The sequence below is a fragment of the Streptomyces colwelliae genome, from assembly GCF_048158785.1.
Classification (GTDB): Bacteria; Actinomycetota; Actinomycetes; order Streptomycetales; family Streptomycetaceae; genus Streptomyces.
In genome coordinates, this window is record NZ_JBLTJC010000090.1 from 1 (window position 1) to 19,972 (window position 19,972).

General features: G+C 71.6%; 20 protein-coding genes. 11 read left to right on the plus strand and 9 right to left on the minus strand.

From position 1 onward, the window contains the following. Positions 1-75: 75 nt before the first annotated feature. Both ACNFOC_RS20230 and ACNFOC_RS20235 read left to right on the plus strand, forming a co-directional pair. Positions 76-1,254 carry an MFS transporter gene (locus tag ACNFOC_RS20230; protein WP_416960522.1) on the plus strand — a complete coding sequence of 393 codons (1,179 nt, stop codon included), beginning with the start codon at positions 76-78 and terminating at the stop codon, positions 1,252-1,254. Between the two features lie 156 nt (positions 1,255-1,410). Continuing rightward, positions 1,411-4,071, plus strand: a complete 2,661-nt coding sequence (locus ACNFOC_RS20235; protein WP_416960487.1) for a WD40/YVTN/BNR-like repeat-containing protein — start codon at positions 1,411-1,413, stop codon at positions 4,069-4,071. A 40-nt stretch (positions 4,072-4,111) separates the two neighbouring features. On the opposite strand, the gene ACNFOC_RS20240 is transcribed toward ACNFOC_RS20235, so the two are convergent. Further along, positions 4,112-4,483 (minus strand): acetyl-CoA synthetase, encoded by a 372-nt coding sequence (locus ACNFOC_RS20240; RefSeq protein WP_416960488.1) that lies wholly within the window; start codon positions 4,481-4,483, stop codon positions 4,112-4,114. Here ACNFOC_RS20240 and ACNFOC_RS20245 point away from each other — a divergent pair. Further along, positions 4,473-4,847, plus strand: a complete 375-nt coding sequence (locus ACNFOC_RS20245; protein ID WP_416960489.1) for a hypothetical protein — start codon at positions 4,473-4,475, stop codon at positions 4,845-4,847. The two genes, ACNFOC_RS20240 and ACNFOC_RS20245, sit on opposite strands and share 11 nt — an antisense overlap. Here the strand turns inward: ACNFOC_RS20245 and ACNFOC_RS20250 are convergent. After that, complete coding sequence (locus ACNFOC_RS20250; RefSeq protein WP_416960490.1) at positions 4,793-5,506, minus strand: hypothetical protein; 714 nt, start codon at positions 5,504-5,506, stop codon at positions 4,793-4,795. The genes ACNFOC_RS20245 and ACNFOC_RS20250 overlap by 55 nt on opposite strands. Beyond that, the gene (locus ACNFOC_RS20255) at positions 5,496-6,020 is read right to left on the minus strand and encodes a SigE family RNA polymerase sigma factor (protein ID WP_416960491.1); all 525 of its coding nucleotides are present in this window, start codon (positions 6,018-6,020) and stop codon (positions 5,496-5,498) included. The genes ACNFOC_RS20250 and ACNFOC_RS20255 overlap by 11 nt, the downstream gene beginning before the upstream one ends. Positions 6,021-6,179: 159 nt before the next feature. On the opposite strand from ACNFOC_RS20255, the gene ACNFOC_RS20260 reads away from it, so the two are divergent. Further along, positions 6,180-7,322, plus strand: a complete 1,143-nt coding sequence (locus ACNFOC_RS20260) for a sigma factor-like helix-turn-helix DNA-binding protein (protein WP_416960492.1) — start codon at positions 6,180-6,182, stop codon at positions 7,320-7,322. A gap of 32 nt (positions 7,323-7,354) precedes the next feature. Beyond that, positions 7,355-9,133, plus strand: coding sequence for a transglycosylase domain-containing protein (locus tag ACNFOC_RS20265; protein ID WP_416960493.1), 1,779 nt, complete (start codon positions 7,355-7,357; stop codon positions 9,131-9,133). Between the two features lie 7 nt (positions 9,134-9,140). On the opposite strand, the gene ACNFOC_RS20270 is transcribed toward ACNFOC_RS20265, so the two are convergent. Both ACNFOC_RS20270 and ACNFOC_RS20275 read right to left on the minus strand, forming a co-directional pair. Continuing rightward, positions 9,141-9,800, minus strand: a complete 660-nt coding sequence (locus ACNFOC_RS20270; protein WP_416960494.1) for a response regulator — start codon at positions 9,798-9,800, stop codon at positions 9,141-9,143. Next, the gene (locus tag ACNFOC_RS20275) at positions 9,800-12,469 is read right to left on the minus strand and encodes a sensor histidine kinase (protein ID WP_416960495.1); all 2,670 of its coding nucleotides are present in this window, start codon (positions 12,467-12,469) and stop codon (positions 9,800-9,802) included. The genes ACNFOC_RS20270 and ACNFOC_RS20275 overlap by 1 nt, the downstream gene beginning before the upstream one ends. Positions 12,470-12,628: 159 nt before the next feature. Here ACNFOC_RS20275 and ACNFOC_RS20280 point away from each other — a divergent pair, with 159 nt between their 5' ends. Continuing rightward, positions 12,629-12,985: a hypothetical protein gene (locus tag ACNFOC_RS20280; RefSeq protein WP_416960496.1), complete on the plus strand. Its 357-nt coding sequence runs from the start codon at positions 12,629-12,631 to the stop codon at positions 12,983-12,985. Here ACNFOC_RS20280 and ACNFOC_RS20285 read toward each other — a convergent pair. Continuing rightward, complete coding sequence (locus ACNFOC_RS20285; RefSeq protein ID WP_416960497.1) at positions 12,975-13,610, minus strand: TetR/AcrR family transcriptional regulator; 636 nt, start codon at positions 13,608-13,610, stop codon at positions 12,975-12,977. The two genes, ACNFOC_RS20280 and ACNFOC_RS20285, sit on opposite strands and share 11 nt — an antisense overlap. Positions 13,611-13,732: 122 nt before the next feature. Between ACNFOC_RS20285 and ACNFOC_RS20290 the strand changes: the two genes are divergently transcribed. The 5 genes from ACNFOC_RS20290 (at position 13,733) to ACNFOC_RS20310 (ending at position 17,965) form a co-directional block, all read left to right on the plus strand. Further along, positions 13,733-14,509 (plus strand): MBL fold metallo-hydrolase, encoded by a 777-nt coding sequence (locus ACNFOC_RS20290; protein ID WP_416960498.1) that lies wholly within the window; start codon positions 13,733-13,735, stop codon positions 14,507-14,509. A 33-nt stretch (positions 14,510-14,542) separates the two neighbouring features. Further along, complete coding sequence (locus ACNFOC_RS20295) at positions 14,543-15,061, plus strand: cupin domain-containing protein (RefSeq protein WP_416960499.1); 519 nt, start codon at positions 14,543-14,545, stop codon at positions 15,059-15,061. Between the two features lie 235 nt (positions 15,062-15,296). Beyond that, positions 15,297-16,445 carry a lactonase family protein gene (locus tag ACNFOC_RS20300; protein ID WP_416960500.1) on the plus strand — a complete coding sequence of 383 codons (1,149 nt, stop codon included), beginning with the start codon at positions 15,297-15,299 and terminating at the stop codon, positions 16,443-16,445. 186 nt (positions 16,446-16,631) lie between these two features. Continuing rightward, on the plus strand, positions 16,632-17,216 hold the full coding sequence (locus tag ACNFOC_RS20305; RefSeq protein ID WP_416960501.1) for a sigma-70 family RNA polymerase sigma factor: 585 nt from the start codon (positions 16,632-16,634) through the stop codon (positions 17,214-17,216). Next, a complete protein-coding gene (locus ACNFOC_RS20310; RefSeq protein WP_416960502.1) occupies positions 17,213-17,965 on the plus strand; it encodes an anti-sigma factor in 753 nt (250 codons plus the stop codon). Before ACNFOC_RS20305 ends, ACNFOC_RS20310 begins: the two co-directional genes overlap by 4 nt. A 253-nt stretch (positions 17,966-18,218) precedes the next feature. Here ACNFOC_RS20310 and ACNFOC_RS20315 read toward each other — a convergent pair whose 3' ends face one another. The 3 genes from ACNFOC_RS20315 to ACNFOC_RS20325 are packed head-to-tail and all read right to left on the minus strand — an operon-like array spanning position 18,219 to position 19,797. Further along, the gene (locus tag ACNFOC_RS20315) at positions 18,219-18,578 is read right to left on the minus strand and encodes a hypothetical protein (RefSeq protein WP_416960503.1); all 360 of its coding nucleotides are present in this window, start codon (positions 18,576-18,578) and stop codon (positions 18,219-18,221) included. Then, on the minus strand, positions 18,575-19,255 hold the full coding sequence (locus tag ACNFOC_RS20320) for an Asp23/Gls24 family envelope stress response protein (protein ID WP_416960504.1): 681 nt from the start codon (positions 19,253-19,255) through the stop codon (positions 18,575-18,577). Before ACNFOC_RS20320 ends, ACNFOC_RS20315 begins: the two co-directional genes overlap by 4 nt. Next, positions 19,252-19,797, minus strand: a complete 546-nt coding sequence (locus ACNFOC_RS20325; RefSeq protein ID WP_406124047.1) for an RNA polymerase sigma factor — start codon at positions 19,795-19,797, stop codon at positions 19,252-19,254. The genes ACNFOC_RS20320 and ACNFOC_RS20325 overlap by 4 nt, the downstream gene beginning before the upstream one ends. Positions 19,798-19,972: the final 175 nt, after the last annotated feature.

The window sequence follows — 19,972 nt, forward strand, 5'->3', positions numbered from 1 at the left end:
CCGGTGCCCCAGTTGGCGGCGCCGCCCGGGTATGAAGTCCCGGTGTCGTACTGCCAGTTGGTGGTGGAGACGCCGGTGCCGGCGGAGCCGTTGAAGTCGTCCAGGAAGACCTGCGTCCAGCCTGCCGTGTCCTTCCTTCAGGACGCGGCCAGCGAACTCCTCTACCCGATCCTGCCGATCTTCCTGACCGTGGTGCTGGGTGCCCCGCCCGCCGTCGTGGGTGCGATCGAGGGACTCGCCGAGGGCGCGGCGTCGATCACCAAGGTGGCCGCCGGGCGGCTCGCGGACCGGTTCGACCGTCGTCCCCTGATCGGCGTCGGCTACGGCCTGGCCGCGGTGGGCAAGCTGCTGATCGCGCTCGCGACCGTCTGGCCGCTCGTGCTCCTGGCCCGGGTCACCGACCGGCTCGGCAAGGGCATGCGCGGGGCGCCTCGCGACGCCCTGCTCGTCGAGGGCGTACCGAAGGGGCGGCGCGGCAGGGTGTTCGGGCTGCACCGGGCCGCCGACACCGCCGGCGCGGTGGTCGGCCCGCTCGTCGGGCTGGTCCTGTACGAGGCGCTCGACCACCGGCTGCGCCCGCTGTTCTGGGTCGCCGTGATCCCCGCCGTCGCGTCGGTCGCGCTGGTCGCCGCCGTCCGCGACCCCCGGGGCGGAGGAACGGGCAACTCCCCCACGCGGTCCGCCCGCACACCCTGGCGGTCCCTGCCGCGCCCCTACTGGCGGGTTCTCGGGGTGCTGTTCGCCTTCAGCCTGGTCAACTTCCCCGACGCGCTGCTGCTGTTGCGCGCCCACGACCTGGGTCTCTCGACGGCCGGGGTGGTGGGCGCGTACGCGGTCTACAACCTCGTCTACGCCGCCCTGTCCTACCCCGCCGGAGCCCTGTCCGACCGACTGTCGCGCCCGTCCGTCTTCGCCGCCGGTCTGGTCTTCTTCGCGATCGGCTATCTGGGCCTCGGCCTGATCCATGTCCCCTGGCTGGTGTTCGTGGTGCTGCCGCTCTACGGCGGTTTCGCCGCCTGCACCGACGGCGTCGGCAAGGCCTGGATCTCCACACTCGTCCCCGACCACCAACAGGGCACCGCGCAGGGCCTTTTCCAGGGCGCCACCGGCGCCGCCGTCCTGCTCGCGGGCGTGTGGGCCGGGCTCGCCTGGGGCACCGACGGTCATCTTCCGCTGCTGATCTCCGGCGGCATCGCGCTGGCCCTGGCCGGTGTGCTGCCTGCCGTCGCCCGGGGGCGGACCGCGCCTCTCTGACCCCAAGGCGCCGAGGAAGGCGCGGCGGGCTGGTCGACTTCCAGCCATCGATAGTGACAGGTTCTGGTCAAGGGCTGTCCAAATGCCGGACTCCTCCCGCCTCCGGTGGTCGGGTCGTCCCCGACGGCTGTATCCGTGCCCGCCCGGGAGGACCTGGTGTCAGTACCGACCCGCAAGAGACGTTGGTTCACGATCTGCGCCATCACCGCATCCGCCGCACTCGTGGCGATACCCGCCGGCGCCGCGCCCGGTGGGGACAACAGCCCCTTCGGGGCCCGCACACTGGCTCAACTGGCCGCCGAACGAGGGCAGTCGGTGGGTACCGTCAGCCCGCAGGCCAAGGCCGATGACGACGGCGGCGACGACGGCAACGAGGCCGACGAGATAGCCGAGGGCGCGGACCAGTACGCCGAGGCCCGCACCTCACCCGGCGTCGTCGCACCCGGCGCGTACGGCGCCGCCTGGACGAGTCTGACCAACCTGCCGAGCACCGGCGGCAGTTGGCGCAACATCACGAACCTGCCGTACGACTCCGACGACCCGCGCTACCGCGACTACGACTCCAACTCCAGCGGCGGCTCGGGCGATGTGACCGGCCGGATGGCCGCGATGGCCGCCGACGACGACGGGTACGTGTACGCGGGCAGCGCGGGCGGCGGAGTGTGGCGGTCCCGGTCCGGAGGTGGTCACTGGCAGCCCATCAGCGACGCGCTGTCCTCGCAGTCGACCGGCGCGCTCGCCCTGGACGGCGCCGGGCGGCTGTGGCTGGGCACGGGCGAGGCGACGACCAACGCGGACGCGTATCTCGGCAGCGGCGTCTACGTCCTGTCGGACCCCCGTCACGGCACGTTCTCCTCCCGCAGCCGGGTCGGCGGCGACGAGCTGGAGTCCACCACCATCCACGAACTGCGCTTCGGCGGCGGGAAAGTGTGGGCGGCGACCAGCGAGGGCGTGTGGAGCCACTCCACGAAGACGCTGAAGGGCGCGTGGAAGCTGGAGTTCGCGCCCAACCCGGCCTATCTGCCGGGCGGTTCACTCGCGAACGACGACTCGGCCGCGTACAAGAACATCGCCAACGACATCGCGATCGACCCGAAGGACCCGAGCAAGGTCGTCCTCGCGGTGGGCTGGCGCAGCGGTGACGACTACAACGGCTTCTACACCAAGGGCGCGGACGGCACCTGGACGCGGATCACCAGCGGCCTGGGCGACCTGCCCGCCGACGCGGACGACGTCGGCAACGTCACCTTCGCCCGCTCCGCCGACGGCTCGCGCTACTACGCCATCGACCAGTCGCCGGAGCAGCTCAACACCAACCCGGACAGCGGCCTGGAAGGCATCTACGTCTCCAAGTCCGGCTCCCCGACCGGCCCTTGGACGAAGATCGCCGACTACAAGGGCCTGGCCGCCGACGGCTCAGCACTCACCTCCAGCGGCTACATGCCCGGCGTACAGGCCTGGTACAACCAGTTCCTGACCGTCGACCCGGCGAACGCGGAGCACGTCTACGCGGGCCTGGAGGAGGTCTACGAGACGAAGGACGGCGGCACCAACTGGTCGACCGTCGGCCCGTATTGGAACTTCGGCTTCCCCTGCTGGAGCATCGACCCCACCAAGCAGACCGGCGACTGCAACCCGACCACCCACTCCGACCAGCACGGCGTCGCGATCGGCAGCTACCACGGCAAGAGCTTCGTCTACGTCGGCAACGACGGCGGCGTCTACAAGCGCCCCCTCGACGGCGCCCAGGACGCCTCCGGCCACGCCACCGACTGGACCTCGCTCAACGACGGCACCATCGACACCCTCCAGTACTACTCGGTGGGTATCGGCAAGGACCTGACCTACGGCGGCGTCTCCGTCACCGGCGGCCTCCAGGACAACGGCCAGTCCATCCTGCGCAGCAACGACACGGTCATGGGCTCCAACTTCGGCGGCGACGGCGGCGACACCCTCACCGACCCGGCCAACGGCTGCAACATGGCAGAGGAGTACGTCTACCTCGCCATCCAGGTGACCCAGAACTGCGCGATCAACGACGGGAGTTGGGTCACCGACCCCAGCAAGATCACGTCGTACAACGTGGCCCCCGCCGACAACGCCACCGGCGAGGCCCGCTTCATCGCCCCGATCACGGCCGACGCGAAGAACAGTTCGACCTGGATCGCCGGCGGCCGCCACATCTGGGTCCAGACGCACGGCTACGCCATCCGCAGCGGCGACGAGTGGACCAGCGTCCACGACCTCGGCGAGGGCCGTACCGCGACCGCCGTCGCGGCCTCGGGCGGCAAGGTGTACGCGGCGTGGTGCGGTCCCTGCAACAACCAGGGTTTCGCCCGCGGCATCTCCGTCGGCAACGCGGACGGCACCGGCTGGCACGACATCACCCTCCCGGCCAGCGGCGCGGACGGCACCGTACCCAACCGCTACCTCGCCGGCTTCGCCGTCGACCCCAAGAACGCCGACCACGTCTACCTCGCGGTCAACGGCTTCTCCCGGCACTGGACCGAAGGCCCCGGCGCCGGCGTCGGCCACGTCTTCGAGTCCACCGACGGCGGCACCACCTGGAAGGACATCTCGAAGAACCTCCCCGACGTACCGACCAACTCCGCGGTCGTCACACCGAACGGCGGCCTCGCCGTCGCCACCGACCTCGGCGTCGTCTACCGCGCCCCGGGCCGTACGACCTGGGAGCGCGTCGGGAACCTCCCGGCCGTCGCCGTACTCCAGTTGAAGCTGGGCCCGGACGGCCGGACGCTGTACGCGGCCACGCACGGCCGCGGCATCTACACGATCGACGTGCGCAACTGCCGCTGACGCGGCGGCAGTCGGAGGGGTGATCCCGGGTCCACCGGGATCACCCCTGCGTCGTGTACGGCACCACACTCACGTGCAGGGTGAAGGCGACCCGCGCCGCACCCGCCACATCCGGCGCCTTCGCCGACGCGGTGACGTCCGCCGTTCCGCCCCTTGTCCCCGCACACCGCAGCGAGGCGTGGGCCGTACCGTCCGCGTCCACCCGCCACCCGGACGCGAGGACGAGAACCGGCGCCGAACTCCGCACGGCCGTCCACCTCTTGTCGTCCGGGCGAGGCCGCAGGACGAGCGACACCACGGTCCCGGGCCGCACGCAGAGCCGCCGTACGACCGCGTCGCCAGGACCGACGGTGACCTCCGCGTGCCCGGCGGCACAGCTCGCCGGCGAAGCGGAGGAGCCGGTGGCCGACACCGACGGGCTCTCCGCGGTCTCACCGGCGGACGGCGCCGCCGGCGTATGCGTCGACGCACTGGCCGACGGCCCCGCCGAGTCGCCGCCGCGCGACGGCCCTCCCGCCGATCCACCACCTTCCGACGCGTGGCACCCCGCCAGGACAACCGTCACGGCGACCATCCATCCTCCGGCCCACCACCGCATCCCGGCACCTCCCGGCCCGCGCGTAGGACCACCAGCATGCCCCGACGACGCCGACCGCGACAGCACGTACGACGGGGGCGGAGACAGGAGTTCAGGAGTTCAGGAGTTCAGGAGTTCAGGAGTTCAGGACATCGTGCCGGTGACCGAGAGGACGCTGCCGATCTTCGCGTCCTCGTAGAACCACTTGGCGTCGGCCGAGTCCAGACCGATCCAGCTGCCGCCGGTGTCGTGCTTGCCGGTGCTCTTCTCTTTGTAGGAGAAGGCGACGCCGGCATAGACCGGCTCGTCGTGGGCGTCGCGCAGTTCGACCGCGAGGGAGACCTGCGTGATGTAGGCGGTTCCGCCGGTCAGTTCGGTGACGGTCACCACCTTGGTCTCGTGCTTCTTGTACACCGTCAACGGCCCCACGATCTCGGGGCTGTCGGGAAGGCCGTAGGTCAGCGGCATGACCCGGTCCCCGACGATCAGCGCGCGCTTGCCGAGGACGACCGTGCCGGCGACGGGCGCGCGCGGTACGGGAGTTGACGCCTTGCCGGAGGTGACGCGGGGTGACGGGACAGGGTCGGCGTGGGTGGCGGCCGGAAGTTGACGCTCGTTCCCGTCCCTCGCGGAGTCCGTGAAACCCACGGTCAGCGCGTACGCCACCACCGCGAGGGCCGCCGCACCCGCGCCCAGTGTCCCCGCCATGCGACGGCGCGCCCGGCGCCCGGCACGGCCGCGGATCTCGGCGCCGGTGAGGACCGGACGGCTCTCCTCTCGCGCGGCCAACTCGCGCAGCTCAGTGGAGAGTTCGGTGGCGAGTTCGGTGGAAGGTTCGGTGGAGAGTTCATCCGACACGGCCGCTCTCCTTCCGGTTCCGGACCGGGCCGTCCGCCGCCTCGTCCGAAGTCAGCTGCTTCGCCAGTGCCGCTCTTCCCCGGTACAGCCTTGCCTTGACCGTCCCCACGGGCGCACCCGTGTCGGAGGCTATCTGCTCGACACTCACGTCACACAGATGGTGCAGGACGATCACCATCCGCTGGGCCTTGGGCAGTTGGCGCAGCGCGGCGACAAGTGCCGTGTGATCGGGGTCTGGTCCGGGTGTGGAATCGGGCGGTGGAGTACGGCGGACCAGCTCCAGCCAGCGCCTGGCCCGGCGCCAGCGGCTGACCGCCAGCCGCATGGCGACCGTACGGATCCACGCCTCGGGTGCCTCGTCCGCGAGGAAGTCCCCGCGCCGGTCCCAGGCTCGTACGAACGCCTCCTGGACCACGTCCTGCGCCTCCTCCCTGTCGCCGGTGAACGCCGAGAGCTGGCCGGTCAGACGGGGAAACGTGGCCGCGTAGAAAGCGTCGAACTCGTCCTCGGTCATGACCTCACCGGAGTCTTGGAATTCCCGTGCAACCTGACCGCCCTCGCCGTGCGTACAGGTCCCGATGGCCGCGTCCGTCACAACGCGCCCCACAGGAAAGACGACAAACACGCGTCCCTGGATCCACTTCCCCCACAGCCGTACCGGAGGACCCCCGAAGTGCCGCACTCCCACGACGACTTCGCCGCCTACGCCCACGCGGGCCTGCCCCAGCTGGTCACCACCGCCCACCTGCTCTCCGGCGGCCCGAACGACCTCCGGGAGGCGACCGAGTTGGCGCGGAGAACCCTGGTGCGGGTGTGCGCGCGGTGGCGTCGGATACCTCGGGACGACGTGGACTTCTATGTACGACGGTTCCTGGTCAGGGAGTGTCTGCGCGGAGCACGGGCGCGGAGGCGGACGTGGAGACGGGAGCACCGCCAAAAGGCCCTTCCGCAGGGTGTGTTGGCAGACCTGACCGCGCGACAACGCGTCGTGCTCGTGTTGCTGCACTGGGAGGGCCTGCGCGAGACGGAGATTGCCCAGTTGCTCGGCTGGTCGACGGGTGCGGTCAGGAGCCGATCTCGGCGCGGGTTGACGGTGTGCGGAGGCGACGAGGAGCGGCTGCGCGGGGTACTTGCGGAGGCCGCCGCCGAGGTCGTCCCGTCGTCCGAGGCCCCGTTCGACACCCTGTTCGACGTTCCGTTCGACGTTCCGCTTGATGCCGTAGAACAGCGGGGCCGGGCGCTACGGCGGCGCCGTGGCGGCGTGATCGCGGCCGCCTGTGGGCTGTTGCTCATGCCGGGGGTCGTGTTCGGCGCGGGCCGGTTCGTGGGCGGCGGCTCCACGGGCGGGGCGGGCGGTGGGACGGCCGACGTGGCGCAGAGCCCGGTCCGGATCGTCGCCCCCGGCGAGCGCGTCGACGCCGTACCGGGAGTGCAGGTCTGGCTGACCACGGACGGCAAGCACTGGTCGACTCCGGAGCGGCCCAACCAGTTCCGGGGCCTGACCGGCGGCAGTGACGACAAGAAGAAGAATCCGGCTGTCTCGGCTCAGCCCGAGCCCGTGAACAGCGGATATTTCGTGTCGGGCCTGTACCGCGGCCTGTCCGCCGACCCGGCTCGTGTCGAGGTCACCGTCGACGACCGAAGGATCACCGGTACGGTCCTCACGCTGGCGGGCAGCCCGGGCTGGGGCGTCTGGTACGCACGCGCACCGCTGACGCCGGAGGAGATGAAGTCGAGCTCCGTCGACGGTGGCCCGACCGTCACGGTCTACGACGCGGCCGGCAAGGTCGTCGTACGGGGCGGGGCCGACGAGTGAAGCGCCCTACGATGCCCTGGAACCGGCCCGACATGAGCCGGTCTCCAGGTGCGAAACGCCCGGCCGGCTCACCCGGCGTCCACGTCCGCGCCCGTGTCCGCGCCCGCTCCCACCTGCGGCGCATCCCGCTCCGCCTGCGCCTCCGCCGCACCCGGGGCCGCCTGCTGCGCCGGCTGATCACGGCCCTTCTCGTACTGATCGCGACACTGTGCACGTCCGCGGTCGTCGCGTACCGCCTGACGGACATCCCCGAGCCGCACCCGGAGACCGTCACACAGAGCACGGTGTTCGTCGACGACAAGGGCTCCTACCTGGGCCGACGCGGCCCCGTCGACCGCCAGGAGGTACCGCTCACGCAGGTACCGCGATACGTCCAGGACGCGGTGATCGCGGCCGAGAACCGCTCGTTCCGCACGGACGACGGAGTCTCGCCACGAGCCATCGCCCGCGCGGTGCTCGCCTCGCTGACCGGCGGCGAACGGCAGGGCGGTTCCACCATCACCCAGCAGTACGTGAAGAACGCACTCCTGAGCCCCGAACAGTCCCTGTCCCGCAAGGCGCGCGAGGCCCTGATCGCGATCAAACTCGACCGCACCCGGTCCAAGGACGACATCCTGGCGGGCTATCTCAACACGGTCTACTTCGGCCGGGGTTCGGCCGGCATCCAGGCGGCCGCGCGCAACTACTTCGGCGTCGACACCCGCAACCTGACCGTCTCCCAGGGCGCCGCACTGGCATCGATCGTCAACATCCCGTCGTACTACGAGAAGGCGGGCTCCGACCCCGAGGTGACCGCGACGCTCAAGGCCCGCTGGGCATGGGTGCTCGACACGATGGCGGCAAGCGGCGGCATCACGCCGGAACAACGCGCCGATGCCACCTTCCCCGCCTTCCGTTTCTATCCGCCGGGCACGACCGAGGGGCAGCGGCAGTACATGATCGACGTGGCGGCACAGGAGGCCGCGGACCGGCTCGGCATCACCGAGGACCAGTTGGCCCGCGGCGGCTACACCGTGCACACGACGTTCGACCTGGCCCTCCAGGACGCCACCACGGAGGCGGTGAAGAACCGCAACAACCTCAAGGTCAGCAAGGACAGCAAGGACAGTCAGGTCAGCAAAGACAGTCAGGGCGACAAGGACGGCAAGGGCATCACGCTGCACACGGCCGCCGTGGCGATCAAGCCCGGCGACGGGGCGGTCCGGCTGCTGTACGGAGGGTCGGACTACGCGCGGCAACCGTTCAACGACGCGGTGGGCGGCGCGGTCGAGGCGGGAACGGCACTGGACCCCTTCGGCAAGGTCCTCCTCGGCGCCCCGTTGACCGACCTGCGGAAGACCCCCGCCCCCACCCCCCTCAAGCTGGCCTCGGCCTACGCGACCGTTGCAGCGAACGGTGTGTACGCGGCCCCGTACACGGTCACGAAGATCACCCGGGACGGCCGGCAGGTGTACACCGCGCACCCTGACACGCGACGCGCGCTGGACGAGAAGGAGGCGTTCATGGTGAACGCGCAGATGTCCAAGACATCGAATACGTCCGCGGAGGCGATCCCTTCAACCCCCGCCGCCCAGAAGACTCCTCAGACCTCCTTCACCGCCGGAGCGGGCGGCGGAATCACCCGCCGGACCATCTGGTCCACCACCCTGGACCCCCAACTGACCCTGACACTCGCCCTCTTCGCCGACCACCCCGGCAAGAAGAAGAACACCACCGCGCCCACCCAACTCCCGAACGATCCGTCACCGGTCGAGTCCACGGAGGAGACGGCGGCACAGATCTGGCGGCTGGCGACCAGGGGGACGGGATAGGCGCCGGTCAGTCCGCAGGCCCCCCGCCGCCCGGCCGTATCAGACCGCTCTCGTACGCCAAGATCGTCGCCTGCACCCGATCCCGTAGCCCCAGCTTGGTCAGCAGGGCGTTGACGTGGGTTTTCACGGTCCCTGTGGTCACGCCCAGGGCCGTTGCGATCTCCGCGTTGGCCAGGCCCGAGGCGATGTGGAGGAGGACTTCTCGTTCGCGTGGGGTGAGTGCCGCGAGGGCGCCGGTGACCGCGGGTGGTGGGGGTGCGCCCTGGGCGAAGGTGTCGATCAGGCGGCGGGTGACGGCCGGGGCGAGGATGCCTTCGCCGGAGGCCACGACGCGCAGGGCGTTCAGGAGTTCCTCGGGCTGGGCGTCCTTGAGGAGGAAGCCCGAGGCGCCCGCGCGCAGGGCCTCGTAGACGTAGGCGTCCAGGTCGAAGGTCGTCAGGACCAGGACACGCGGGGCCGTCTCCAGCGCGGTGATGAAACGGGTCGCCGTCAGACCGTCCATGCCGGGCATCCGGATGTCCATCAGGACCAGGTCGGGTGCCTCTCGGGTGGCCAGTTCCACGGCACTCGCGCCGTCCCCTGCCTCACCGACGACGGTCATGTCGGGTTCCGCGTCGACGATGGCGGCGAACCCCGCGCGGACCACCGCCTGGTCGTCCACGACCATCACACGTGTGGCGACGGGGACACCTCCTCGGCGGGGACCGGTGCCTGACTCGGGCCGGCCAGCAGCGGCAGCAACACCCGTACCGTACCGGGCTGTTCGAAGGCGATGCGGGCTTCCGCGGCAGTGGCCTGCGCGCGGAGGCGGTCGGTGACCGGGCCGTTCACCGCCAGGCGTACGCCGGTGATGGTCAGGTGCAGCGCGCTTCGGTGCCGGCGTCGGCGCAGTCGTATCCGGATCGGCCCACGGTCTCCCGCGCCGAGTGCCGTTTCCAGCAGTCGGTACGTCGTCAGGACCACCGGTTCCGGCAGACCTGCGGTCGACTTGGGGACACCGCGCACGGTCACCTTCCGGCCGGCGGGGCCCGCTGTCCGGCACAGGGCGGCGAGGTCGGCGGCGGTCGGTTGTGTCAGGCGTGAGTGTTCGCTGCCCTGTGCGTCCGCGGGGGCCTCCGCGGCTCCGTCCGCGTCGCTCATCTCGTGCAGCAGTTCCCGCATCGCGGCGAGCGTCGCGCGGGCCTCCGCGGCCACCTCCTCCAGCCGTACCCCGTGACTCTCCAGCCGTACCGCGTGGCTCTCCAGCCGTCCCTGGTGGGCGAGTTGGACGAGCGTCGAGGTGCGGTGGAGTACCGCTTCCCGCAGCCGTGCCGCCAGTCGGTTCCGTTCCGCGCCCGCTGCCGTTCGTGCCTCCCACAAGGAGTTGCCGAGGGCGAAGTCGTCGCGGGCCACCGCGCGCAGTCGTCGGGCGCGGACGATCAGGCCCGCGCCCCAGGCCAGGGCGAACAACAGGCACAGCAGCATTCCCAGTGGTACGGCGATCAGCGCCCCGGTGAGTGCGGACGCGGGCCCGCCGGCCAACTCGCCGTCGGCGGCGGCCGTCACGGTCAGTGCGCCGGCGCTCGCGCCCGCGGTCACGAGCGGTGCGGGCCAGGTACGGGTGGCACCGCGGCCGTAGGCGCCGAGGGTGTAGACGGCCAGCGTCTCGGCCAGCAGGCCGCCCGCGAGATACGGGGACACCTGGCCCGACAGCGGGGCGAATGCGCAGACGGGCGGCCACAGCCATGACGCGACCAGTACCGCGGTCAGAACCAGCCAAGGCGCGCGTCGGCGCCACAGCAGTGGCAGTGCGTGCAGGGCGAGCAGCGCGGACACCAGGGCGACGGCCCCGGCGCCGGCCGGGCCCTCGGCCCAGTCCTCCGCCGCCGTCAGCAGGACGACCAGCGGAAGTACGGTCGCCGTGAACGTGAGCGCGCTGTCCGTCAGGCGCTGCTCTCGCGGGTGGTCACGGCGGCGAGGACGTGCGACGGACCGCAACGGGCCCATGACATCGGGAAGTTGGGCACGGACACGCCAACCTCCCTCCGAACTGGGGCCGGAGCCGGGGCCGGAGCCCGAGTGGGGGCCGGAGCCGAAACCGGAACCCGAGCCCGATACAAGGCCAGGACAAGGGCCGGGGCCGGGGCCGGAATCGGAACCCGATGCGGAAGCGAAGTCGGATCCCGAGCTGGTACCGGAACCGGAACCGGAACCCGAGCCGACGCCGGGACCCGAACCGAAGCCGAAGCCGGAGCGCGAACCGGAACCCGAGCCGAATCCAGGACCAGGCCCCGCGGTCAGTTCTCCGCCCACCGCCGCCGCGCGCTCCCGCATGCCCGTGACGCCCCGGCCCGATCCCATGCCCGTGTAGTCGGCAGGGCCCCGCGCGGCGGTGTTGTCCACGGTCAACTCCAGCGTTCCGCCCACGCGTTGCACCCCGACCCGTACGGCCGCTCCGGGTGCGTGGCGCAGGGCGTTGGTGAGGGCCTCGCGGACGATGCCGTGGACCGCCTCGGCGGCGGGGCCGGCGAGGTCGTCGGGCAACTCGGTGGCGATCGGGCGGCCCAACCGGCTGAATCCGGCGATGAGTTCATGGATGCGGTCGGTCATCGGGCGGGCTTCGGCGTGGCGCGTGTCCCGCATCATCGCGACCAGACGGTGGATCGCCGTCAGCGTCTCGCGGCCGGTACGTTCGGCGAACTCCAGTGCCTCGGCGACGAGTTCCGGCCTGCGGTCGCCAAGTCTGCGGGCCACGTCGACGGTTACCACGACCGAGGTCAGATGGTGTGCGCTGACGTCGTGCAACTCGCGGGCGAGCCGGGCGCGTTCGTCCTCACCGGCCCGCTGTCGGCTCTCCTCCGCGCCGGCCAGCAGACGGGCCGCCGCCAGCCTCCTCGCCAACCACTGCCTGCGCGCCAGCCCGAGGCCCGCGCAGACGACGTACGTGCCTGCCACGATGGCCAGTTGGGTGGCGAGCGCCGGGTGGAACCCGAACCGCACGGCCGCCGGAAACCAGGACACACCTACGGTCGCGGCAAGGGCCCGCAAGGTGACCGCGGCCGGGCAGCGGACCGCGACCGAGTACAGGGCGACCGGCAGAGCCAGGTCCGCGTAGGCGTCGTAGGCCGTCGTCTGGCCGAGTGCCGATGCGCCCAGGGTCCACAACAGGGCCCGCACGGGCATGCGTTGGCGTCGGCTCAGGGCGACGGTCTCCGCCGTGACGGCGATGAGCAGGCCTGCGGCACCCACCGGGCCCGGTGTCCGGACGTCCAGGTAGGCGGCCGCGGGGCCGAGCTCCGCCAGCTGCACGGCGACGAGCAGTAGCGGTAGCGCCCAGTGTCGTGTCGTCGTCTCCATGTCGGGACGAGCGTAGAACTCGCCGCGCGGAACGGGGACTTCACGGCGGAGGCTTCACGGCACGGGCTTCACAGCACGGGCTTCTCTATCTCTGGATAGAGGCCTCGTTCCTCCGTTGCGTCGACGACTCGGTGGCCGGGCGGCGGAATGCTTACGGCCATGGACATCACTTCGCTCACCGTCGTACTCAGTGTGATCGTGGTCGTCGCGGCCACGGTCCTCATCGCCTCCAATGAACCGCCGCTGTGGGTCTACCTGTTGAGCTGCGCGGGGTCGCTCCCGCTGAGCAGTGCGCTGCTCCACGGGCCCGCCTTCACCTCCGCCATCGAGGACGGTTCCGCCGCCGCGTGGGCGCTGCGGCTCGCCGTCACCTCCACCGTCACCGTCGTGCTGAGCTTCTTCTTCGGCAAGGACAGCGGCACGGGCGCCGGGGACGACCCCGAGCAGGAGCACGAGCACGAGCGCGCCACCGACGCGGCCCCTGCACCTGCCCCTACCCCTCGTCCTACGGTCTGAGCGTGGCCGTGAGCGTGTCCGCCAGCCACTCCTCGTACGTGTCGGCGGACCAGCCCCGTCCCGCCGTGAGCTGGGTGTAAAGCTGCGGGCCGGTCAGGGCCCAGACGGCGTCCGCCACGTGGGCCGCATCCGCGTCCGGGCCGAGCGCGCCGGTCTCGTCGAGGTGGGTGACGAACGCGGTGACACCGGTCAGCCGCTCCCCCTCGCCGAGTTCCAGGACCTCTCCGACGTCCGGGCCCGCCTGGGTGAGCAGGGCGAACAGCGGGGTGATCCGTTCATGGATTCCCCGGACGTACGCGCCGTAGAGCCGGAGCTTGGTGCTCAGCTCGGCGGTCCGCAGGATCTCCTGGATCTGGGGGCGGTCGCCCATGGGAACCGGTTCGTCGTCCCCGGCCAGGGTGATGTCCCACAGGGCCTTGACCAGGCCCGGTTTGCCGCCGAACGACTTGTAGACCGTCTCGGGGGAGACACCCGCGCGCTCGGCCACGGCCCGCACGGTCGTGGCGTGGTAGCCGTCCTGGAAGAGCAGCTCACGGCAGGCCGCGAGGACTGCGGCCCGGTTGCGGCGCGCGGCCTCGCGGCGGCCCTCGGAGTTGTAGGACCGACGAGGCGTCCCGTCCGGCATCGGTGCACTCTCCCATTCTGTTACAGTCGACTGTATCGAATGCAGTTCGCTGCATCGAATGCAGCCCACTGTGTCGAATACAGCCCGTTGTGTCGAATATCGCCCGGTTGCCGGAGGCTCGTATGTCCCGTCCCGCGCCCACGCAGGTCGCACCCGGCGTCCATCGCCTCGGCGACCATGTCGTCAACTTCTACCTGATCGAGGACCCGGACGGTCTCGTCCTGGTCGACGCGGGAACGCCCGCGCATCTGAAGCAGCTGACCACGCTGCTGGCCGGTCTCGACCGCTCCCTGGCCGACGTCCGTGCCGTCCTGCTGACCCATGGCCACGCCGACCACACCGGGCTGGCCCACGTCCTCCGGGAGGCCGGCGCCGACCTGTGGATCCACGAGCCGGACGCGGTGATCCTGCGCGACGGCCCGCGGAGTTCGATGCGCCACGCCAAGCCCGAGCGTTCGATGCTCCCCTACCTGCTGCGCAGGCCGTCCGCTCTCGCCGTTCCGCTACGGCTGGCCCGCGACGGGGCGTTCACGGCTCCCGCGATGCCCGGTGCCCGGGTGTTCTACGGCGACCAGGTGCTGAAGGACGTTCCCGGCGCACCGCTGGCCGTCGCTCTGCCCGGTCACACGCCCGGCAGCGCCGCGTACTCCTTCACGGACCGCGGACTGCTCTTCACCGGTGACGCGCTGGTCACCGCCGACGCCTTCAGCGACCACACCGGGCCCACGATCGTGAGCCGCTGTTTCACCCACGACAGCGAGGCCGCGCTCCGCGCACTGGACCGCCTCACCGAACTGACCGAGCTGGACGCGGACCTGCTGCTGCCCGGCCACGGCGAGCCCCTCGCCGGAGACATCCGGACCGCCGCCCGACAGGCACGGCGGTTCGGCGCCCACTGACCCCCGACCACTTCCAACTCCCCGGGAAACGACTTGAGTTACTACACCCCCCGCGTCCTGCACGTCCCCGCCGAGAAGGGCGTCGTCAAGTGGATGTCCGGTGACGTCTACGAGACCATGGCCACGGCCGACTCCACCGGCGGCGCGGTCGGCTTCACCGTCTGCTGGGTGCCCCCGGGCGGCGGACCGGTGGCGCACGTCCACAGGAGCGCCGACGAGTCCTTCTACGTCATCTCGGGTGAGCTGGAATTCCTGAACGGCGACCGGACCTTCGTGGCGAACACCGGCGACTTCGTCTTCGTACCGAGGGGCACCCGGCACCGGTTCCGCAACCTCACCGCCGAACAGGCGCACATGGTGTCCTTCTTCACCCCCGGCGGCGGCGAGGGGCTGTGGCTGGAGGGCGGGGACGACCCCGTTCCCGGCAAGCGGCCCGAGTTCTGGCCGCCGGAGCGCGGCATGGCGCTGGGCCCGCTCCTCACCCGCGAGGACATAGACCTGGAGATCCTGCCCGAGGAGGCGGACCTCGGCAGGCCCGCCGACAAAGCCTGAACAGAGCCTGGGCAGAACCCGAGCAGAACCCGAGCAGAACCTGGGGCCATGTCCAACTCGACGCCCCCTGCGCCGAGTTGGACATGATTCTTACGAACCCGGGACATCAACCCAAAGTGCGCCCTATATCCGTTTCATCCCCCTGATCTCGGTCTAGCGTTGCGAATCGTCCGGCGCCGAGCGTGAGCGCCCCGCCGGGCCCCCATTCCCCTTCCCGCAAGAGGAGTACGCACGCATGACCCTCGCCAAGGCCCGCGCCTCCCGCACCTCCCGGATCACCCGCACCGTCGCCACCGGCGCCGCCATCGCCGCGGCGGCCCTCTTCGCCGCGCCCGCCGCCGTCGCCGCCAACTCCCCTCAGCCGAAAGGCAGTTCGGCGGTGTTCGTGCAGAGCGACGACACGACAGCGAACACCGTCGTCGCCTACGCCCGCGCCGCCGACGGCACCCTCACCCGCAAGGGCGTCTACGCGACGGGCGGCAAGGGCGGCATACTGCCCGGCACCGTCGCCGACCACCTGGCCTCGCAGGGTTCGCTCGCCTACGACCGCCACAACCACCTCCTCTACGCCGTGAACGCGGGCAGCGACACCGTGACCGTCTTCGCCGTGCACGGCACCCAGCTCCGGCGGGTCCAGGAGATCTCCAGCGGCGGGAGTTTCCCGGTCAGCGTCACGTTCCACGGCAACCGGGTCTACGTCGCCAACACGCTCGGCGGCGGTTCCGTCCAGGGCTTCGTACGGACCGGCGACCGACTGGTCAAGGTCCCCTCCTGGAACCGCAACCTCGGCCTGGACAAGGCGACTTCGGCCGTCGGGCAGATCTCCTTCACCCCGGACGGCTCGAAGCTCGTCGTCACTACGAAGGCCTCGGGGCAGAGCATCGACGTCTTCCCGGTCAGCGCGCACGGCGGTCCGTCCGCGCGTCCCGTGGTGACCTCGACCCCGGGCGCCGTGCCGTTCGGTTTCGCCTTCGACTCCGCCGGCCGGATCCGCGTGACGGAGGCCGGGACCAACTCGGTGGGCACCTTCACGGTCGGCCGCGACGGCAGACTCACGGCCAAGGGGACCGTCCCGACAGGCCAGACCGCCACCTGCTGGGCGGTGACCGCCGGCAATCACCTCTACGTCTCCAACGCCGCCAGCGGCACCCTGTCCGGCTACCGGGTCGGCCCCCAGGGCGAGTTGACCGCACTGGGCAACACGGCCACCGACGCCGGCACGGTCGACGCGGCCGCCTCGTCGGACGGCCGGTACCTGTACGTCCAGACCGGCATCAAGGGCGTGGTGGACGAGTTCCGGGTCGGCGCGAACGGTTCGCTCACCGCGATCGGTTCGGTCGAGGTGCCGGGGGCGGTCGGCGGCGAGGGCATCGTCGCGGGCTGACCGACACCGACACCGACGCCGATACCGACCACGGCAGGACAGGACCGGACAGGCACCGGGGCCCCCGCACAGCGGCGGGCCCCGGACCCGTACCCCCTCCCCCTGTTTTCGTCGGCACCGCATCCAATCCAAGGTCCCAGCGGGAACGGATTACGTCCGGACATGTCCCGACCGCGGAGGCCCTCGGTGAAAGAAGCAGTGCATATCGGCAGGAACCCGGCCCCAGGGCCCGACCTGGAGGAGCTGGTCGGCCAGGTGGCACTCGGGGACGAGGACGCCTTCGCCGGTGTCTACGACGCCGTGGCGGCCCCGGTGCTGGGCGTCGTGCGGGCCGTGCTGCGCGACCAGGCGCAGTCGGAGGAGGTGACACAGGAGGTGCTGGTGGAGGTGTGGCGGACCGCTCCCCGCTACCGGCGCGACCGCGGGAGTGCCGTCAACTGGATCCTCACCCTGGCGCACCGCCGGGCGGTGGACCGGGTGCGCTCGGTGGACGCCGCGGCGGCCCGCGACCACAAGGCCGCGCTGCTGGACCGGCTCCCCGAGTACGACGAGGTCGCCGAGCGCGTCGAGGCCCGGCTGGAGCGGGAACAGGTACGGCGCTGCCTGCGCACCCTGACCGAACTCCAGCGCCAGTCCGTCACGTTGGCGTACTACCGGGGCCTGACCTATCGCGAGGTGGCGGAGGCGCTGGCGCTTCCCCTGGGCACCGTCAAGACCCGCCTGCGCGACGGCCTGATCCGACTGCGCGACTGCCTGGGGGTGACCGCGTGACGACCGTCGATCTGCACCGGCTGACGGGTGCCTACGCCCTGGACGCGCTGCCCGAGGAGGAGAGCACCGCCTTCGAGCGACACCTGGCGGGCTGCGAACCCTGCGCGCAGGAGACCGCCGAACTGAGCGCGACCGCCGCCCGCCTGGGACTCGCCGTCGCCTCGACGCCCCCGACCGCACTGCGCGAGCAGGTGCTCCACCGGATCACGGCCGTCCGCCAGGAGACCCCCGGCAGACAGCTCCAGAGCCGCATCGCACGGGTGGGCCCGCGCGCCCGCGCGCTGTCCCGCTGGGCGCTCGCCGCCTGTCTCGCGGGGGCCACGGCCCTCGGTGGTACGGCGATCTGGCAGCACCAGCGGGCCGAGGACGCCCGCGACCAGGCTCAGCGCGCCGCACAGGCGGCGGACGAGATCGCCGCCGTACTGGCCGCGCCGGACGCCAGGACGCGCGCCGCCGGGCTGGCCGAGGGTGCCACGGGGACGGTCGTCGTCTCGCGTGACCGGGACCGAGCCGTGTTCGTCGTCTCGGGGATGGCCCGTCCGCCGGGCGGGAAGGTCTACCAGCTGTGGTTCGACGACGCCGGGACCATGCGGCCGGCCGGCCTGATGAACCCCGACCGCGCCGACCAGGCCGTCCTGCTGCGGGGCGGCGTCGACAGCGCGTCGGGCATGGGCATCACCGTCGAACCCGACGGCGGCTCCCAGCACCCCACCTCTGCCCCGGTCGCCCTGATGACCTTCCCGAGCTGAGGCGGACCGGTCGGACGAGACCCGTGACCGTCACGGTGACCCGGGGCGTCCAGACGCCGCCCGCCCTGACACCCCTCCCCAGCCGAGCCACGCCCACCTCGAAGCACCGGCGCGCCCCCCGTCAGACAAGCCCCGTGACCGTCACCGTGACCCTCGGCACGGACCGCGGCGGTGCCACGGCGTCCAGACGCCGCCCGCCACGGCGCCCCTCCCACCCGAGCCACGCCCACCTCGAAGCACCAGCGCGCCCCCGTCAGACAAGCCCCGTGACCGTCACCGTGACCCTCGGCGCGAACCCCGCCGGTGCCACGGCGTCCAGGCGGCGCTCGACCGTGTCCCGGACGCCGCGCGCCACGTCGACGGTCCTGGCCCGCCGTAGCGCGACGACGTGGATCTCGACCCGCCAGGGACCGTCACCGTCCGGCGGGGTCATCCGCACCCCGGCGGGCGCCGCCCCGGGCCGCGACACCATCGACCGCAGCCGGTCGGTCAGCCCCGGCCGGAGGAAGGCGACCCCCGGGACGCCCTCGACGGCCGTGGCGACCTCCGCGGCGAGCGTCGCGTGCGCGGGGTTCCCGTACGGCGCGGAATCCTCGGAGTGCTGCGCGGTCATGCCGTACCGCCTTCCTGATCGTCATCGTCATCGTCGTCGTCGGACATCGGGGTGGACACGAGGTCTGTCACTCGGATGTCAACTGCCGTGACCCCCATGCCCAGTTCACGGTCCGCGGCCTCCCAGACCCGTTCGCGCACCTGGGCGGCGAGGTCGGGCAGGGGCGCGTCGGCCGGGGCGTGGATGTCGAGGCGGACCTCGACCGTGCCGGCGTCACCGCCGTCGGCACCGCTGCCGTCACCGTCGTAGAGGAGACGGCAGGAACCGGCCCGGACACCCGGGACCGTCTCCGCCGCGGCGCGCAGCGCGCGGGCCGCGACCGCCTCCATGATCCACAGGTCCTCGGCGGGTTCACCGAGGGGCAGGGGACGGCCCGGACGCAGTTCGAGGCGTACGACGTCCATGATCCGCCGGGTCAGCGGCTCGGTGTCGTAGGCGGAGGCGGAGGTGTCCGTCTCCGCCTGGAGGCCGCGCACGACGGACTCCAGGTCGTCGAGTCCGTGGACGGCTTGTCGGCAGTGCGGGCAGGAGCGGAGGTGGGGATCGTCGCTCTGCCGCTCCCAGTCGTCCCAGGTCCGCGACAACAGCCTTCCGCACGGCAGGAGTTCGTCGTCGGCCTGGGCGGACGCATTGTTCGGCGGGTCGGTGCGGTCGGTGCGGTCGGTGCGGTCGGTCATCGCCAGGCCCCCAGTGCTTGGGTCAGAGATCGGCGGGCGCGGAAGACACGGGCGCGGACGGCCTCCTGGCTGATGCCGACCGCGTCCGCGATGAACTCGTAGGAACGGCCGTCCAGTTCGCGCAGCACCCAGCAGGCGCGCTGTTCGGCCGACAGCAGGTCGAGGGCCTCCCGCAACTCGCGGACCGCGTCGCGGCCCTCGGCGATCCGGGCCGGGGAGGTGGTGTGTTCGGCCGCCGGGACGTCGTCCGCCGCCTCCAGCGAGGCCACGGGTCTGCGCGAACGCAGCACGTTCAGGCAGCGGTTGGTGACGATCCGGTACATCCAGGTGCCGAAGGCGGAGCGGCCCTGGAACTCCGGGAGCCTGCGCCAGGCACTGAGGAAGGCGTCCTGTACGGCGTCCTCCGCCTCCGCCGCGGTGCCGAGCAGGCTCGTGGCGAGCCGGAGCAGCGCCGGTGCGTGCCGTTGCACGAGCACGGCGAAGGCGTCCTCGTCCCCCTCCGCGGCCCGGACCGCGAACAGGGCGTCGTCCGTATCCGCCACCACTGGGCGACTCCTCTCGTCCGGTCTGTCCGAGGGTTGGACACGGCCGCTCGGTGGCTGTGACGCGCGTACGCCCTCTTGTTTTTCTTCCGGAGCCGAAGCGTGCACGGATTGGCCGGAAAGGGAAATTCATCCGATCGTGGGGCCGACCAATCCGCGCGCCTTTCGGGGCCGG

Bases quoted from the DNA above. Each gene is read 5' to 3' on its own strand.
- ACNFOC_RS20290 (WP_416960498.1), top strand. From the start codon at position 13,733: ATGTCCCGTCCCGCGCCCACGCAGGTCGCACCCGGCGTCCATCGCCTC.
- ACNFOC_RS20255 (WP_416960491.1), bottom strand. From the start codon at position 6,020: ATGACCGAGGACGAGTTCGACGCTTTCTACGCGGCCACGTTTCCCCGT.
- ACNFOC_RS20285 (WP_416960497.1), bottom strand. From the start codon at position 13,610: ATGCCGGACGGGACGCCTCGTCGGTCCTACAACTCCGAGGGCCGCCGC.
- ACNFOC_RS20320 (WP_416960504.1), bottom strand. From the start codon at position 19,255: ATGACCGACCGCACCGACCGCACCGACCGCACCGACCCGCCGAACAAT.
- ACNFOC_RS20300 (WP_416960500.1), top strand. From the start codon at position 15,297: ATGACCCTCGCCAAGGCCCGCGCCTCCCGCACCTCCCGGATCACCCGC.
- ACNFOC_RS20265 (WP_416960493.1), top strand. From the start codon at position 7,355: ATGAGCCGGTCTCCAGGTGCGAAACGCCCGGCCGGCTCACCCGGCGTC.
- ACNFOC_RS20270 (WP_416960494.1), bottom strand. From the start codon at position 9,800: ATGGTCGTGGACGACCAGGCGGTGGTCCGCGCGGGGTTCGCCGCCATC.
- ACNFOC_RS20275 (WP_416960495.1), bottom strand. From the start codon at position 12,469: ATGGAGACGACGACACGACACTGGGCGCTACCGCTACTGCTCGTCGCC.
- ACNFOC_RS20280 (WP_416960496.1), top strand. From the start codon at position 12,629: ATGGACATCACTTCGCTCACCGTCGTACTCAGTGTGATCGTGGTCGTC.
- ACNFOC_RS20315 (WP_416960503.1), bottom strand. From the start codon at position 18,578: ATGACCGCGCAGCACTCCGAGGATTCCGCGCCGTACGGGAACCCCGCG.